General features: G+C 68.6%; 14 protein-coding genes. 8 read left to right on the top strand and 6 right to left on the bottom strand.

Annotated features, from left to right (window positions below; all coding sequences use genetic code 11):
* Nucleotides 1-111: 111 nt before the first annotated feature.
* A complete protein-coding gene (locus tag ACYVI5_RS16510) occupies nt 112-1,434 on the top strand; it encodes an ABC transporter substrate-binding protein (RefSeq protein ID WP_460581186.1) in 1,323 nt (440 codons plus the stop codon).
* Between the two features lie 8 nt (nt 1,435-1,442).
* On the opposite strand, the gene ACYVI5_RS16505 is transcribed toward ACYVI5_RS16510, so the two are convergent.
* Complete coding sequence (locus tag ACYVI5_RS16505; protein ID WP_460581185.1) at nt 1,443-2,549, bottom strand: M24 family metallopeptidase; 1,107 nt, start codon at nt 2,547-2,549, stop codon at nt 1,443-1,445.
* Nucleotides 2,546-4,600 carry a DUF6807 family protein gene (locus tag ACYVI5_RS16500; protein ID WP_460581184.1) on the bottom strand — a complete coding sequence of 685 codons (2,055 nt, stop codon included), beginning with the start codon at nt 4,598-4,600 and terminating at the stop codon, nt 2,546-2,548. The genes ACYVI5_RS16505 and ACYVI5_RS16500 overlap by 4 nt, the downstream gene beginning before the upstream one ends.
* Nucleotides 4,601-4,906: 306 nt before the next feature.
* On the opposite strand from ACYVI5_RS16500, the gene ACYVI5_RS16495 reads away from it, so the two are divergent.
* Nucleotides 4,907-6,301 carry an MFS transporter gene (locus ACYVI5_RS16495; RefSeq protein ID WP_460581183.1) on the top strand — a complete coding sequence of 465 codons (1,395 nt, stop codon included), beginning with the start codon at nt 4,907-4,909 and terminating at the stop codon, nt 6,299-6,301.
* A gap of 62 nt (nt 6,302-6,363) precedes the next feature.
* Here ACYVI5_RS16495 and ACYVI5_RS16490 read toward each other — a convergent pair whose 3' ends face one another.
* The gene (locus tag ACYVI5_RS16490) at nt 6,364-7,674 is read right to left on the bottom strand and encodes an MFS transporter (RefSeq protein WP_460581182.1); all 1,311 of its coding nucleotides are present in this window, start codon (nt 7,672-7,674) and stop codon (nt 6,364-6,366) included.
* Nucleotides 7,671-8,192, bottom strand: coding sequence for a MarR family winged helix-turn-helix transcriptional regulator (locus tag ACYVI5_RS16485; protein WP_460535049.1), 522 nt, complete (start codon nt 8,190-8,192; stop codon nt 7,671-7,673). The genes ACYVI5_RS16490 and ACYVI5_RS16485 overlap by 4 nt, the downstream gene beginning before the upstream one ends.
* Nucleotides 8,193-8,310: 118 nt before the next feature.
* Here ACYVI5_RS16485 and ACYVI5_RS16480 point away from each other — a divergent pair, with 118 nt between their 5' ends.
* The 5 genes from ACYVI5_RS16480 (at nt 8,311) to ACYVI5_RS16460 (ending at nt 12,361) form a co-directional block, all read left to right on the top strand.
* A complete protein-coding gene (locus tag ACYVI5_RS16480) occupies nt 8,311-8,949 on the top strand; it encodes a dihydrofolate reductase family protein (RefSeq protein WP_460581181.1) in 639 nt (212 codons plus the stop codon).
* A gap of 16 nt (nt 8,950-8,965) precedes the next feature.
* Nucleotides 8,966-9,811 (top strand): alpha/beta fold hydrolase domain-containing protein, encoded by an 846-nt coding sequence (locus tag ACYVI5_RS16475; RefSeq protein ID WP_460581180.1) that lies wholly within the window; start codon nt 8,966-8,968, stop codon nt 9,809-9,811.
* A gap of 38 nt (nt 9,812-9,849) precedes the next feature.
* The gene (locus ACYVI5_RS16470) at nt 9,850-10,899 is read left to right on the top strand and encodes a lipoate--protein ligase family protein (RefSeq protein WP_460581179.1); all 1,050 of its coding nucleotides are present in this window, start codon (nt 9,850-9,852) and stop codon (nt 10,897-10,899) included.
* A gap of 69 nt (nt 10,900-10,968) precedes the next feature.
* The gene (locus ACYVI5_RS16465) at nt 10,969-11,277 is read left to right on the top strand and encodes a hypothetical protein (protein WP_460581178.1); all 309 of its coding nucleotides are present in this window, start codon (nt 10,969-10,971) and stop codon (nt 11,275-11,277) included.
* Nucleotides 11,278-11,326: 49 nt separating this feature from the next.
* Nucleotides 11,327-12,361, top strand: a complete 1,035-nt coding sequence (locus tag ACYVI5_RS16460) for a PHP domain-containing protein (RefSeq protein WP_460581177.1) — start codon at nt 11,327-11,329, stop codon at nt 12,359-12,361.
* On the opposite strand, the gene ACYVI5_RS16455 is transcribed toward ACYVI5_RS16460, so the two are convergent.
* Nucleotides 12,346-12,642: a GNAT family N-acetyltransferase gene (locus tag ACYVI5_RS16455; RefSeq protein ID WP_460535036.1), complete on the bottom strand. Its 297-nt coding sequence runs from the start codon at nt 12,640-12,642 to the stop codon at nt 12,346-12,348. The two genes, ACYVI5_RS16460 and ACYVI5_RS16455, sit on opposite strands and share 16 nt — an antisense overlap.
* Before the next feature lie 58 nt (nt 12,643-12,700).
* Here ACYVI5_RS16455 and ACYVI5_RS16450 point away from each other — a divergent pair, with 58 nt between their 5' ends.
* A complete protein-coding gene (locus ACYVI5_RS16450; RefSeq protein WP_460535034.1) occupies nt 12,701-13,555 on the top strand; it encodes a DNA-methyltransferase in 855 nt (284 codons plus the stop codon).
* A 48-nt stretch (nt 13,556-13,603) separates the two neighbouring features.
* Here the strand turns inward: ACYVI5_RS16450 and ACYVI5_RS16445 are convergent, their stop codons facing one another.
* Nucleotides 13,604-14,635, bottom strand: coding sequence for a LacI family DNA-binding transcriptional regulator (locus ACYVI5_RS16445; protein WP_460581176.1), 1,032 nt, complete (start codon nt 14,633-14,635; stop codon nt 13,604-13,606).
* Nucleotides 14,636-14,753: the final 118 nt, after the last annotated feature.

Below are 14,753 nucleotides of genomic sequence, written 5' to 3'. Positions count from 1 at the left end.
CGGATTGGGATGTCAGCGTGGGTTGCAGATCGAAAAGTATTGTCACTCACAGCCGAAAATCAGAGCTGTTCGGACCACGGACTCGATGTCCATCCCAAGGAGGAGAACCGCATGTCGACGACGACAACATCCGCGTTCACGCGCCGAACGTTCCTGGGCCTGGTGGGCGCCGGTGCAGCCGTCGCCGGACTCGCCGCCTGCTCGAGTGGCGGTGCAGGGGGCGCCGGCGCGAGCGGGAAACCGTTGAAGTTCTGGAACATGCCGGATGGCGGCCCCGCTTTCCTCAAGCTCGATAAGCAGATCGTCGCGGCGTACAAGCCTGCTGACGGGCTGCCGAAGGTCACCTATCAGCAGATCCCGTGGGCCGGCTTCGCCCAGGTGTTCTCATCGGCCATCGCCTCCCACACGGGCCCGGCCGTGAGTGGTGGCGGAGGCACCCAGGCGTTCCAATTCGCCCACCAGGGCGCTATCGCGTACGCCGACCATCTGCTCGAGTCATGGAAGACCAACGGCCTCTACGATGACTTCCTGCCCGGCGTGCTCGAGACGATGAAGACGGATCAGGGATACGTGGCCGTTCCCTACAACCTGGACTGCCGCGTGTCCTGGTACAACAGGACGTTGATGGCGAAGGCCGGCGCCGACAACCCGACGACATGGGATGAGTACAAGGATGTCTGCGCCAAGCTGAAGAAGATCGGCGTGTACGGCTTCGGTCTCGGCGCGGGTGCCGGCAACTACACCGGCGGTCAGGTGCTCACCGCGTTCATGATCAACAACGGCGGGGGCCTCTTCAACGCAAAGCAAGAGCCGGACTGCGTCACCGATGCCAACGTCGAGGCGATCGAGTACGTGCTCGAGCTCGTGAAGAACGGATACTCCGATCCGGCTGGTCCGTCGTACACGAGCGCGAACGTGCAGTCGCAGTGGAAGGCCGGCAAGTTCGGGTTCGGCTGGGACACCGCCGGCCTCGCGGTCAGTGTCGGCGGCGACGTCGCGAACGACATGGTCGTCGGTGACCCGCTGACCAGCTCTTCAGGAAAGAAGGGAGGCCTGTATTTTCCGAACAACCTGATGATGTACAAGAACACGCCCAGCCAGAAGGGCTCCGAGGCGTTCCTGACCTACTACTACAAGCGCATGTCGCCGTTGTGGACCCACAACACCGGCATCGGCCTGCCCGTGCTGAAGTCCATCGCCGCTACCCCTCAGTTCAAGCAGGATGCCAACAACGTGAAGGTGCTGAACACCTGGCAGCCGATCTACGGCACCTGGGCGGCTCCCGGTGGAAAGGGACTGTTCTACAACGTGGCCAACACCGTCGACGGCACGCAGCCCATGGTCACGTTCGCGCAGTCGATCCTCGGCGGCAAGACGGATGCCAAGTCCGCGTTGACGACGCTGCAGAACGCCATCGAGGGGCTGATGAAGTAAGGCGCGCCTCACTGCTCTAACGTGATCGGCCGCGCGCGTCCTGCAACCTGGATGGTCGGCCACCCCTCGTCGACCGTGATCGGCTCGATCTCCGGCGCCTCAGGCGTTCCGGCGAGCAAAACCGTGTCCTCCACCTTGGCGCCGGGCACCCACGGATTCCAGGTGAAGGCTTGCCCGAGTCGCGCGAGATCCGTCGTCGACGGCGTCGCACGCGGGTCACGGCCGTTGTATCCCGCCGCACCGCCCTGGTGATGGCGCTGCCACTGGTCGGCGTCGAACCCGTTGGCCCGGTACGCGGCCGCGATCGTGGCGAGCACGTCGCTCAGCGGGGCATCCGGAACCGTCGCATCGAACGCGGCGGCCTCGACCTGCAGGATGCGCCGTTCGGCATCGCGCTCGCCTTCGGTGAGCGGCCCGAACGACACCCACCGGCTGAGGTTCGCGATGAGCCCGTCGCGGCGCGCGCAGATCACGAGCATCGCGCGGCGGCCGAGCGGGGCATCCGTGGGCAGCGGGTGGGGGAGGGATGCCCGCGACTCACCCGCGACCAGCAGCACGAGCGGATCGGCGCCGACAGCCACGAGCCGCTGGGCTGTCTCTGCCGCAACCCGCCGCTCGGACCAGGTCGGCTCGGCGTCGAGTAGCACGTCAGTGGCGGCTTTAGCGGCATCCGCGCTCAATGAGCGGAAGCGCTGTCGCTCACCCGGAAGCAGCACGGCCCGTGCTGCACGGAGTTCGGCATCCACGTCCTGTTCGCGCAGCGCCCCTGCCGAAGCGAGCACAGCCAGCGGCTCGAACCACGCACGGTCGTGCACGACGACGCCACTGGGTAACTCCTCGGCGACGAGTCGCGCGGTCTCGTTCGAGGTGACGAACACCTCGTCGGCGTCGCGGGCGACGCGCACGGCGACGATCGGATCGGCCGCCAGGCTCACGCCGAGCCGGCCGCCGTCGAGGTACCACGACACGGCGGCGGCGCTCGTCAGCAGAACGGAGTCCGCCTCGCCAGCGCGGTCGAGGATGTCGAGCACTCGCGCACGCTTCACGGCCCGGTCGGAGGCGCGCTGGGCCGAGGTGTCGTGGTTCGATGCCCCCGGACCGGCCGTCGCGGTCATGATCGGCTCCCCCCGATGAGCGTTGCGAGCTCGCCCGCCTCCGTCGGCGAGACGCTGCCGTCGACCACGGCCGCGCGGTACCTTCGGGTCAGGCCGTCCTCTGGGACTGGAGTGCGGGCATCCCGGGCGACGGCCGATCCGATTCCCGGGTAGTCCCGCACGCGCACGAACCACGGGTCCGCCGCCGTGACCTCGTCACCGCCAGCGAGCACGACGGATGCCCGCCCGTTGTGTTCGGGACCGGCCGTGAACTGCGCGCTGAAGGCCAGCCATCCGGCCACCGAGCCGTTCACGTCGTCTTCGCCAGAGGCATCCGGAGTGAAGACGCTCACGTCGGAGCAGTCGGGGAAGCGCCAGAAGAACCCGCCGTATCCAGCGCCGGCGCGGCCCTTGCTGCCCGGGCTGCCGAGAGACACGTCGTTCGCGACCGGCGTGAGGTGCACATCGACCTCGAGCGCCCACGCGTGCCGGTCGCCCCCGAACGCGATCGGACGCCAGCGGACGCTCCTCCGCTCCTCGAGTACCGCCTCGCCGTCCGGACCCCGCCAGACGAGTTCGTGCTCGACGCCGTCCCCGAGCTGCCCGGTCTCGAGCCGGTCCGTGCGCACCACTTCGATGCGCCCGTGGTCGTCGAGCGTCTCGTACCCGCTGTCGCGCACATAGGTGCGGCCGCCCCAGAAGTTGACGCCTGCGGCATCCTGCACCGTGAACCCCACTCCGGTGTGCCAGTCGTGGTCGGCCGGATGCGTCGCCGTGACCGTGACACCGCTCAGCGTGCGCACCGGATGCAGGTACGGATGCGGGCTTGAGAACTCGATCGTGCCGCCGCCGTCGACCTCTTCTGCCACCAGCGTGCCGTCGACCTCGGCCGTGGCGATCACGCGGTCGACGCCGCGCATGGCCCACGGAACGCCCTGCTCGCTGAACGTGACGCCTGCCGCGGATGCCGCCCGCACCGACTCCACGATGCGGTCGACGATGGGGTACTCGTCGCCCTCCTCACCGTGCCATGTCACCTGGCGGGGATCGATCTTGGTCGGCTCCGGCGCCCGCCGCACCGCCTCCACGACGCGCATGAAAGCCCCGGTCGAGACAAGCGGCACGATGAGCTCCGCGCCGCTGCGCCGATGCTCGATGAGGTTCTCGAGCAGGTCGGCGCGATGGAACGTGCGCTGCTCGTCTCCGACGCTGACGACATCCGTCGTGTAGGAGAAGGTGGCGGATGCCCGCTGTCCGAGAACGGTCACAGTCGCGCCGCGATCTGGCTCGTCATGCAACTCGGGTGGGGCGCACAACGTGAGCACGCAGGTCACGGTCGGATGCCCTGGCCCGCTGATGCGGATGACGGACGTGTCGTCGGCCTCGATCGCGTTCGCCCGGTACAGCTCCGTCTCGACCCGGCTGACGGAGTCGGCGGTGTCGTAGCCTGCGATGCGGAGCGCGGTCGCGACAGCGTGCGCGAGCGGGTTCGTAGCAACGCCATCGACCACCGCATGGCCGTCGAGCGTGCGCCGGCCGGCCCACCTGGCGCGTGCCCAGTACGACTTCTTGCGGCTCCATAGGCCGGTCGCGCTGACTCGTTCGGTGAGGCCGAGGTCGAGAGCGTCATCCTTCAAGGCGGCGATGGCGGCGGACCCGAGGCTCTGGAAGCCCACCTGCACGACACGCCGGGTCTCGCGCTGTACCTCCAGCAGCCGCTCGAACGCCGCCATCGTGGGCACCGGCGGCTTCTCGAGCAGCACGTCCGCGCCGGCGCGCATCGCGATCTCCGCGAGGCGTTCGTGCGTGTCGAGGGGTGTCGCGACGATGACGATGTCGGCTCTGTGCCGGGCCAGCGCAGCGGTCAGGTCGGCGTAGATCGGGATGCCGCCATCGCTGTCGCGCTGCGAGGCAACGGCGGGGTCGACGAGGGCCACGATGACGAGGCGCCCGGCCGCCGCGAGTCGACGGGCGTTCTCCAGATGCAGGCGCCCGTAACCGCCGACTCCCGTGATGACCACGTGCGGCGCTGGAGCGGAATGTGTCTCTGGCATCGGCGACCTCTCTGTCATGGCGCTGTCGTCTCCATCATGCTGCCAACTCTCCATCCTGCCAGAAAGCGCTTTCCCACGCGAGCGAATGCCCAGGCACGCCGCGAAATCGCGGTCTGAATGTGTCGCTTCCGTCGCGGATAACGGCACCCCCGGACCGCAAGTTCGACACCGGAACTCAAACGTTCGATCGCGAGGACGCTACCAGCGCTTGGTCGTCTGGTTGGCCGCCGGTCGGCGTCGGGCGGGCCGGCTGCCGTGTCGGAATCCGCTGAGGTCATTCGACGTGTGCATGTACCCGATCGCCGATCGGCCGGAGGAGGAACCATGTACGACACGTTGCGCGGCCGCAAGGCGCCGAGTCCCGCGTTGCGGCGCGCCCGCGTCGCGGTCTTCGCGGTCTTCGCGTCCGCCGGATTCTTGGTGGGCATGTGGTCGGGCACGATCCCGCTCGTGGCGGCGGGCGCCGGAGTCTCGGCGGGCGGCCTCGGAGTGGTCATCCTGATCAGTTCGGTCGGAATCGTCGCCGGCGCCCAGGTCGGCGGCCGCGTCCAGGGTCGGGCGGGCAGCGTGGTGCTCTGCATCGCGGGGCTCGCCACGGCGTCGTTCGGTGTGCTGGCGATGGGGTTCGCGGGGGATGCCGGCGTGCTCGCCTGCGCCATGACCATCGTCAGCTTCGGCATGGGCCTGAACGACGTCGGCATGAATCTGCAGGCGGTCGTCGTGGAACGCGCATACGGGAAGCCGATCATGTCGGCGTTCCACGCGTTCTTCTCGCTGGGCGGCGCGGCCGGCGCGCTCGCTGTGCTCGGCACGGCCGCGCTCGGCTGGACTGTGCGCCCGCAGCTCGGTCTCGCCGCTCTGTTGTGCACGATCGCGGTCTCTGTCGCCGGCGGGTGGCTGGTGCGCCCCGCGGTCGAGGTGGCCAGCAGACCGCGCTCCATCGTGAGCGGAGCAGATGCCGTGACATCCGTCGGCGAGGACGCTCGGGCATCCGGGGGCGTGCTGGCTCCCTCTGCGGCCGGCGACATCCTCCTCGGCCCCGCAGGCTGGCCCGAGTTCGCGGCGGATGCCGCCCATTCCACGACGTCAAGCGCACGACCGCGGCGGCTTCCCGTGCGATGGACACGGGTCGCCGTCATGCTCGGAGCGTGCGCGCTGCTGCTCATGTTCACCGAGGGTGTGGCGACCGACTGGAGTGCACTGCAGCTGACGCAGGCGTTCGGTGCGGCGGCCGGCCTCTCCGCCTTCGGATACGGAGCATTCGCTGTGGCGATGACCGGCGGACGTCTCGTCGTCGACCGCGTCGTCGCCGTGCTGGGTCCGGTCGCGGTCGTGCGCGGCGGAGCGCTTCTCGGTGTGATCGGGCTCGCCGCCGTGCTGGTCGCCCCATCGCTGTGGGTCGCGCTCGCCGGCTGGGCTCTGCTCGGGGCCGGCCTCTGCGGATGCGTTCCGCAGGTCTTCAGCGCTGCCGGCAACCAGCCGCACTCCGGGGTGGTGCTCTCGCGCGTGCTCACCTTCGGTTACGTGGGCATCTTCGGCGGCCCGGCGCTGATCGGATTCGTGGCGAACGCGACGAGCGTCACCGTTGCCCTGATCGCGCCGTTCGCGGCCCTCATGCTCGCCGCGCTCCTGGCCGGAGCCGTTCGTCGCACCCCGCGCGAATCGCCGGTCGAGATCGGGCCGTCGGCGCCCGTTCCTGCGCGTCCCGACCCAACCTGACGCGGGATCCGTCGTCCGCCAATCGCCGAGGATGAAGGCGATGAGCTTGGGCGAGCGGATGCCTACGCCTTCTGCGCGGCCGCCTCGTCGCCCTCCATCTCGGCCAGCGCCATGCTGCGCGTGGGCTGCGCGAACGTGAACCGCAGCCGGCGTTCGGTGAACGCCAGGCGCATCCCGCGGTAGCGCACCATGTAGTACACGCCGACGGCCGCCGCCAGGATTCCGGATGCCCCGCCCACCACGAGCGCCCATCGCGGTCCGAACGCGTCGGCCACCCAGCCGACGATGGGGGCGCCGATCGGGGTGCCGCCCATGAAGATGGCCATGTAGATCGCCATCACACGGCCACGCACCACGGGATCGGTGGAGAGCTGCACGACGCCGTTCGCGGTGGTGTTGAACGTCTGAGATGCCACTCCCACGACGGCGAGCATCGCACCGAAGGCCCAGTAGCTGGGCGCGGCGGCCGCGGCGACGCATCCGATACCGAAGACTACGCCGGCCACTGAGAGCAGCGACCCGCGCGGTTTCTCGCGCCGTGCGGCCAGCAGGGCGCCGACGACCGATCCGATCGCCATGACGGACGACAGGATGCCGTACTCGCCGGCACCTTGATGGAACACCGTGCTCGCCATGCTCGCGACGAAGATGGGGAAGTTCAGGCCGAACGTTCCGACCAGGAACACCATCGTGAAGATGGTCAGCAGGTCGGGGCGCCGGCGCACATAGCGGAATCCCTCGACGAGGCTGCCGCGGGAGCGTGCGGCGCGCTTGGTGACATGCAGCCGGTCGCGCCGCATGAAGTTCAGCGAGGCGAGCACCGCGGCGAAGCTGACTGCGTTGAGCAGGAAGACCCACCCGGCACCGACGGCAGCCGTGAGGAGGCCGGCCACGGCGGGGCCGACCAGTCGGGCCGCGTTGAACGACGCCGAGTTGAGCGCCACCGCGTTGCCCAGCATCTTCGGCCCGACCAGGTCGCCGACGAACGTCTGACGAGCCGGCGAGTCGAACGCGGCGACGATGCCCAGAAGCAGCGCGAAGAGGTAGACGTGCCACAGCTGCACGATGCCGGTCACGGTGAGGATGCCCAGCCCGAGTCCCAGCAGACCCATCGCGCCCTGCGTCGCCATCATCAGCTTGCGGCGGTCCAGGTGGTCGGCCGCATACCCCGTGATCGGCAGCAGGATGAGCTGCGGTCCGAACTGCAGCGCCATCACGACGCCCACCGCGAGTGCGTCGTTGTGGGTGAGCTGAGTCAGTACGATCCAGTCCTGAGCGGTGCGCTGCATCCACGTTCCCACGTTGGAAACGAGGGCCCCCGCGAACCAGATGCGATAGTTCACCGCCGAGAGCGATCGGAACATCGCGCTCATGAGTCGGCCAGTTCCCGCATCACCTCGGCCGCGTCGGCCAGCAGCGAACGCGTCTCGGAGGGCAGCTTCGCCAGCCGACGGTCCAGCCATGCGTCCCGCCGCCGCCGTGTCTCCTTCACCAGGTCACGCCCGGCATCCGTCGGTACGAACAGCACTTTGCGTCGATCATCGGCGGATGCCCGCCTCACCACGTAACCCGCGGACTCCAGCTTGTTGACGGTGCGGTTCATCGAAGGAGGCGTCACGCGCTCGTGGTCGGCGAGCTCGCTGAGCGTCTTCTCGCCCTCGCGATGCAGCAGGGCGAGCACGCTGTACTGGCCGTCGCTCAGGGCCCCGTCGGCCTTCTCGGCCCGGATGCGCCGCGACAGCCGGGCGACAGCGACCCGCAGGTTTCCGGAGAGCTCGTGGGTCGTGATGCGCCGGGGGGCGGGTTCGGTGCGCACTTCGGCCGCGGGTCCGGAGATCGTCGGCGCTGCAGAGGTATCGGCCCGTGCTGCGGTCGAGATCGGCGGAGTCATGATGTTTAGCATAGCAAATTAGCCAGGCTAAGTATTCCGCTCCGTTCGGTTCCGCCGGACAATGAGGTTCAACGCTTCGTGACGACAAGGGTGGGTCAGACACCCGAAGGGAGACCTCATGAGTTCCGACGAGAAGCGGGGCCGCATCACCATCGATCTGTTCAGCACCCTCGACGGCGTACAGCAAGCGCCCGGTGGTCCGGAGGAGGACCCGTCGAACGGTTTCCGGTTCGGCGGCTGGCAGGCCCCATTGAACGACCCGGCCGTCGGCGAATGGGTCATGGCGGGAATGGAGGGCATGGACGCCCTGCTGCTCGGCCGCCGCACCTACGACATCTTCGCCGGGTACTGGCCGCATCACACCACCGGCGACGCCGAGGGCGTGATCGGACGCCTCTTCGACGGCATCCCGAAGTACGTGGCGTCGCGGGGAACACCGCAGCTCGACTGGCAGGACTCTACGCAGCTGGGCCCCGATGTGCTCGCCGATGTGGATGCTCTACGCGACAAGCACAGGAACGTGCATGTCATCGGCAGCATCGATTTCGCCCGCACGCTGTTCGACGCGCAGCTCTTCGACGAGCTGAAGCTCTGGGTCTATCCGTTGGTGCTCGGCACGGGCAAGAGCCTCTTCGAGGACGGCACGGTCCCGGCGAGCCTGAGACTGCTGGCGCCGGCCGAGACGTCCTCGAACGGTGTGGTGCAGCTGCGCTACGCGCCGAACGGTGAGCCGACCCTGGGCGACATGACCGTCTAGCTGCGAGAATCGCCCCGTGCCGAGCTTCGAAGACGAACAGGGTGTGACCGTCACGTACTACGCGTGGCGGGTCGAGCATCCGCGAGCCGTGGTGCACCTGGTGCACGGGCTCGGCGAGTACGCCACCCGGTACGAGCCGCTCGTGAACATGCTGAACGAGAACGGCTTCTCGGTGTACGCGGCCGACCAGCGCGGACACGGTCGGACCGGCCTCGGCCAATGGAACGGCGACCACTCCAAGCTGGGCCGGCTGGGCCCGGGCGGCCTGCGCGCGGCGGTGGACGACATCCGCTCTCTGAGCGGGATCATCCGCAAGGAGAATCCGGGCGTTCGGCTCGTGCTCCTCGGGCACAGCTGGGGCTCGCTCATGGCCCAGATGCTCGTCAACCGCCGCGCCGAGGAGGTCGACGCGCTCGTTCTGACCGGAACCGCGTACCGCACGCCGCTGCGCATGGAGGCGGGCGACCTCAACAAACACCACAAGGCACTCGGCACCACCGGATACGAGTGGCTGAGCCGGGACCCGCAGGTCGCTGCCGACTTCGCCGCGGATCCCCTCACCTTCGATGCGAAGGTGCTGAAGCTGTTCGGCGTCGTCGACGGCCTGCGACTCTACGGGCGGCCCGCGCGGGGCATCCGCGACGTTCCGCTGCTCGTCATGATCGGCGAGGAGGACTCGCTCGGCGGTCCGGCGAGCGCACGGATGCTTGTGGCCGCCTACAAGCGCCGCTCCGGCTTCTCGGACACCACGCTGGTGATCTATCCGGGCGCGCGGCACGAGGTGTTCAACGAGACGAACCGCGACGAGGTCGTCGGCGACCTCGTGCGCTGGCTGGATGCCCGGTTCCCCGCCCGGGTCTGATCGCGCGGAGCGCCGGCGCGCATCCGTAGGGTGGAACCATGCACGGTGAGTACAAGGTTCCCGGCGGCAAGCTGGTCGTCGTCGACTTCGACGTCGTCGACAGCGCGATCGCGGACTTCCACCTGTCCGGTGACTTCTTCCTCGAGCCGGACTCGGCGCTGGAGGCCATCGACGCCGCGGTGAACGGCCTCTCGGCGGAGGCCGACACGGCCGCCATCGCGGACGCCATCCGTCGTGCTCTCCCGGCGGACGCCGCCCTGCTCGGCTTCTCGCCCGAAGCGGTGGCCGTCGCCGTTCGTCGATCGCTCTCCAACGCGACGGCGTGGCGCGACTACGACTGGTCCATCGTGCACGCCAAGGCGGTGCCACCGCGCCTGCATCTCGCTCTCGACGAGGCGCTGAGCAATTCGCTCGCGGCCGGTCATCGCGGTCCGACGTTGCGCATCTGGGAGTGGGACGAGTCCGCCGTGGTGATCGGCAGCTTCCAGTCCGTGAAGAACGAGGTAGACCCTGAAGGCGCCGCCCGATACGGATTCGACGTGGTGCGCCGTATCACCGGCGGCGGCGCCATGATGATGGAGAAGGGCAACGTAGTCACGTATTCGCTGTATGTTCCGGGCGACCTCGTCTCGGGCATGAGCTTCGCCGACAGCTACGCCTACCTCGACGACTGGGCGCTCGTCGCCCTGCGCTCCCTGGGAGTGGATGCCACGTATAAGCCGCTGAACGACATCGCCAGCCCGCAGGGCAAGATCGGCGGCGCGGCGCAGAAGCGGTTCAAGAACGGTGCCGTTCTGCATCACGTGACGATGAGCTACGACATGGACGGCCAGAAGATGACCGAGGTGCTGCGCATCGGCCGGGAGAAGATCAGCGACAAGGGCATCGCATCCGCCGCCAAGCGCGTGGACCCGCTGAAGGCGCAGAGTGGTCTCAGTCGTGCGGAGATCATCGACCGCATGAAGCAGACGTTCGCCGAGCTGTACGGCGCACACCCCGGCGACATCACCGACGCCGAATACGCGGATGCCGAGCGCCTCGTCGCAGAGAAGTTCGGCACCGACGACTGGCTCTACCGGGTGCCCTGACACCAGCGCTCATCCAGCGCGGCGGCGCACCGTGCCAGCGGGTCCTAGACGTTCGCTTATACTACCGGCGTGGGTTGGTGGATACTGCTCGGCGTGGTCGCCGTCGGGGTGCTGCTGTGGGTGGCCCATCGGCTCGGCTGGATCGACCTCAGCGACAAGAGCCGCAACTCCTCCAAGGGCGGGTCGTCCAGGGGCGGCGGCGCTCTGCTGATCGGCGACGAGGTCTTCGCGCCGGCCAAGTACGAGGCACAGCTCGAGCTCGACGCACGCGCTCGTCTGCCCGTTCCTGCACCCGTCCCCGGCGACGGCGACAAGGGCATTTTCGGCGACGGCCCCGTGCGCATCCGCCTCGATGCCGACGGCAATCCGCTGCGCTGACCGCAGATCACCCTTCGCACGTCGTCGTCGCCCGCGGCATGATGGGCGGATGGAGCCCCAAGCCGCGCTGAACGAGATCGCGTTCCTGCTCGAGTACGACCTCGCGCCGCGGTTCAAGGTGCAGGCGTTCCGGCGTGCGGCATCCGCGATCGATGGCATGACGGATGCGCAGCTTCGCGAACGCATCGCGGACGGTCGGCTCGCCCGCACGAAGGGCATCGGCGACCGAACGTTCCAGGTGATCTCGCAGGCGGTCGAGGGCGCCGTGCCCGACTACCTCGTCGCGCTGCGCGACGCGCGCCCTGAGCGGCCCGACTCTCCGCTGGCGGCGCAGCTGCGCGGAGACCTGCACACGCACACCGAGTGGTCGGACGGCACCGTGCCGATCGCGGCGATGGCGGATGCAGCCACGGCCCTCGGCCGCGAGTACATCGCCATCACCGACCACTCGCCGCACCTCACAGTGGCGAACGGCCTGAGCGTCGAGCGGTTGCAGCAGCAGCTCTCCGACATCGAGGCCTGGAACCGTTCGGCAGACGGCGGCGTGACGCTGCTCAGGGGAATCGAGGTGGACATCCTCGAAGACGGCACCCTCGACCAGACCCGCGACATGCTCGGCCGCCTCGACGTGGTCACCGCGAGCGTGCACTCGAAGCTGCGAGCAGACGCCGCGACCATGACCGCGCGCATGCTCGGCGCGGTGCGCGATCCGGCGACGAACGTGCTGGGCCACTGCACCGGGCGACTGGTGAAGGGCTCGCGCGGAACCCGTCCGCAGTCCGAGTTCGACGCCGAGAAGGTGTTCGCGGCCTGCGCGGCGGAGGGCGTCGCGGTGGAGATCAACTCGCGTCCAGAACGGCAGGATCCCCCGGACGACCTCATCGCGATGGCACTGGACGCCGGATGCCTGTTCAGCATCGACAGCGACGCTCACGCTCCGGGGCATCTCGCCTTCGTCGCCCTCGGCGCGGTCCGTGCAGAGGCGGCAGGCGTGCCCGCCGACCGCGTGGTCACGACGTGGCCGCTGCCGCGCCTCCGGGACTGGCTGGAGTCCCGGCGAGCTGACTCTCAGCCGGCGCTTTGAGACGCCTTCTGCAGGTCCTGGTACTCCGGATGCCGCTGCATCCACGACCGCACGTACGGGCACAGCGCAACGACCCGCAGGCCCGCGCCGCGCGCGTCATCCAGCGCCGCCTGCACGAGATCGCCGGCGAGTCCCTCTCCCTGGTGCCCCTCGTCGACCTCGGTATGCGTGAACACGATGTGGTCGTCGAACCTCTTGTAATACGCAGCGCCGACCATCTGGCCGCCCAGCTCGATCACGTAGCGGGAGGCATCCCGGTCGTCGCGCACCTGTGCACTCATGTCGCCACCATAAGCACAGCTGGCGGGCAAGGGTGCGAGAACCGGCGACAATGGAGCAATGCCCGCGTGGTCTCCCGACAGCCCGAACACCGTGTTCGAGGCCGATAACCTGGCGGTGCTGCCCACGCTTCCGGATGCCGCGTTCACCCTGATCTACCTGGATCCGCCGTTCAACACCGGTCGCAGGCAGGAGCGCCGTACGGTGACCGCGGTGCGCAGCGACGCCACCGGCTCGATAGCCGGATTCCAGGGTCGCGGCTACGAGCGCATCCGCGGCGATCTGCTGTGCTATGACGACCGCTTCGACGACTACTGGGAGTTCCTGGAGCCCAGGCTGATCGAGGCGTGGCGGTTGCTCGCCGACGACGGCACCCTGTATCTGCATCTCGACTACCGCGAGTCCCACTACGCGAAGGTGCTGCTCGACGCGCTGTTCGGGCGGGCATCCTTTCTCAACGAGATCGTCTGGGCGTACGACTACGGAGCGAAGTCGAAGCGCAGGTGGCCGGCGAAGCACGACACGATCCTGGTGTACGTGAAGAACCCGCGCGGCTACCACTTCGACTCGGAGTCCGTCGACCGCGAACCCTACATGGCACCCGGTCTCGTCACGGCTGAGAAGGCGTCGCGCGGCAAACTCCCCACGGACGTCTGGTGGCACACCATCGTCACCACGACCGGCAGGGAGAAGACCGGCTACCCCACGCAGAAGCCGGAGGGGGTGGTGCGGCGCATGGTGCAGGCATCCTCTCGTCCCGGCGACTGGGTGCTCGACTTCTTCGCCGGCAGCGGCACGACGGGTGCAGTGGCAGCGGCCCTGGACCGCCGCTTCGTGCTCGTCGACAGCAACCCGGAGGCGATCGCCGTCATGCGCGCCCGCTTCGGGGGGATGCCCGACGTCGCCTTCGTCTAGGCGGGTGCGGTCGATCGCCGGATGACTCTACCGATGCAGCGATCCGGCTCAGCTCGAGCCGCGCACGATCAGCCGGGTCTTCAAGATGGTCGCGTGCTCCACAGGATCGCCCTCGATCAGACGCACGAGCTTCTCGGCCATGGCCGCGCCGAGCTCGGTCATCGACTGGTGCATGGTGGTGAGCGCAGGGGACGCGGCCGATCCGAGCGCGTCGTCGTCGTATCCGACCACGGCGATGTCGCCCGGAATGCTCAGCCCCGCCTCGGCGATCGCGGCGTACGCGCCCAGCGCCATCTGGTCGTTGGCGGCGAAAACGGCGTCGATGGGAACTTTGCGAGCCAGCAGCCGGCGCATCGCCATGGCTCCGGATGCTGGTGAGAAGTCGCCCCACTCGATCAGCGTGGTGTCCAGCCCGGCCTTCGTCATGGCCCGTCGCCATCCGAGTTCGCGATCGAAGCCCGCCGGCATGTCGGCGGGACCGGCGATCGTGGCGATGTTCCTGCGCCCGCGTTCGATGAGGTGCTCGGTCGCGCTGAAGGACCCCTCGATGTTGTCGACGTCGACGTAGAAGCTCTCGATGGTGTCGGCATCGCCGTCATAGCTGTGCAGTGGTCGTCCGCCGAACACCACGGGGACGGCACGGCCGAGTCGAGCGTAGGAGTGGTCGCCTGAGTGATGCGAGACGACGAGCGCGCCGTCGATGTTGCCGCCGGTGAGGTAACGGCGTGTCTTGTCCGGATTGGCTTCGGATGCCACGACGATGCCGAGCGTGTAGTCCGTCGTAGCGAGGTACACGGCGACGCCTTGGATGATCAGCGCGAAGAACGGGTCGGCGAACACACGGGTCGTCGACTCCGGGATGACGAGCGCGATGGACTCGGTGCGCCGGCTCGCGAGCGAGCGCGCGGCGCGATTGGGCACGTAGTTCAACTCGGCTATGGCGTCGTTGACCGCTTTGAGCAGGTCGGGCTTCACCTTGGGCGATCCGTTCACGACCCTCGACACGGTCGCGCGCGAGACTCCGGCCCGCGCGGCCACCATCTCGAGCGTCGGCGCTTGCGCCTGCGCTTTCACGCCCATGTCGCCCCTTCCCCGCCCGAACCTATCGCGATTCCGTGGCAGGGGCGACCCGTAGGGGTCACAAAATGATCGCGCTCTCACGCAGCTGCTCCCGCTCGCCCACCTCCGGCGCACGAAA

Source organism: Humibacter ginsengisoli, assembly GCF_054780095.1.
The sequence above is the reverse complement of the archived record's forward strand: the minus strand, read 5'-3'. Positions and strand labels throughout refer to the sequence as shown.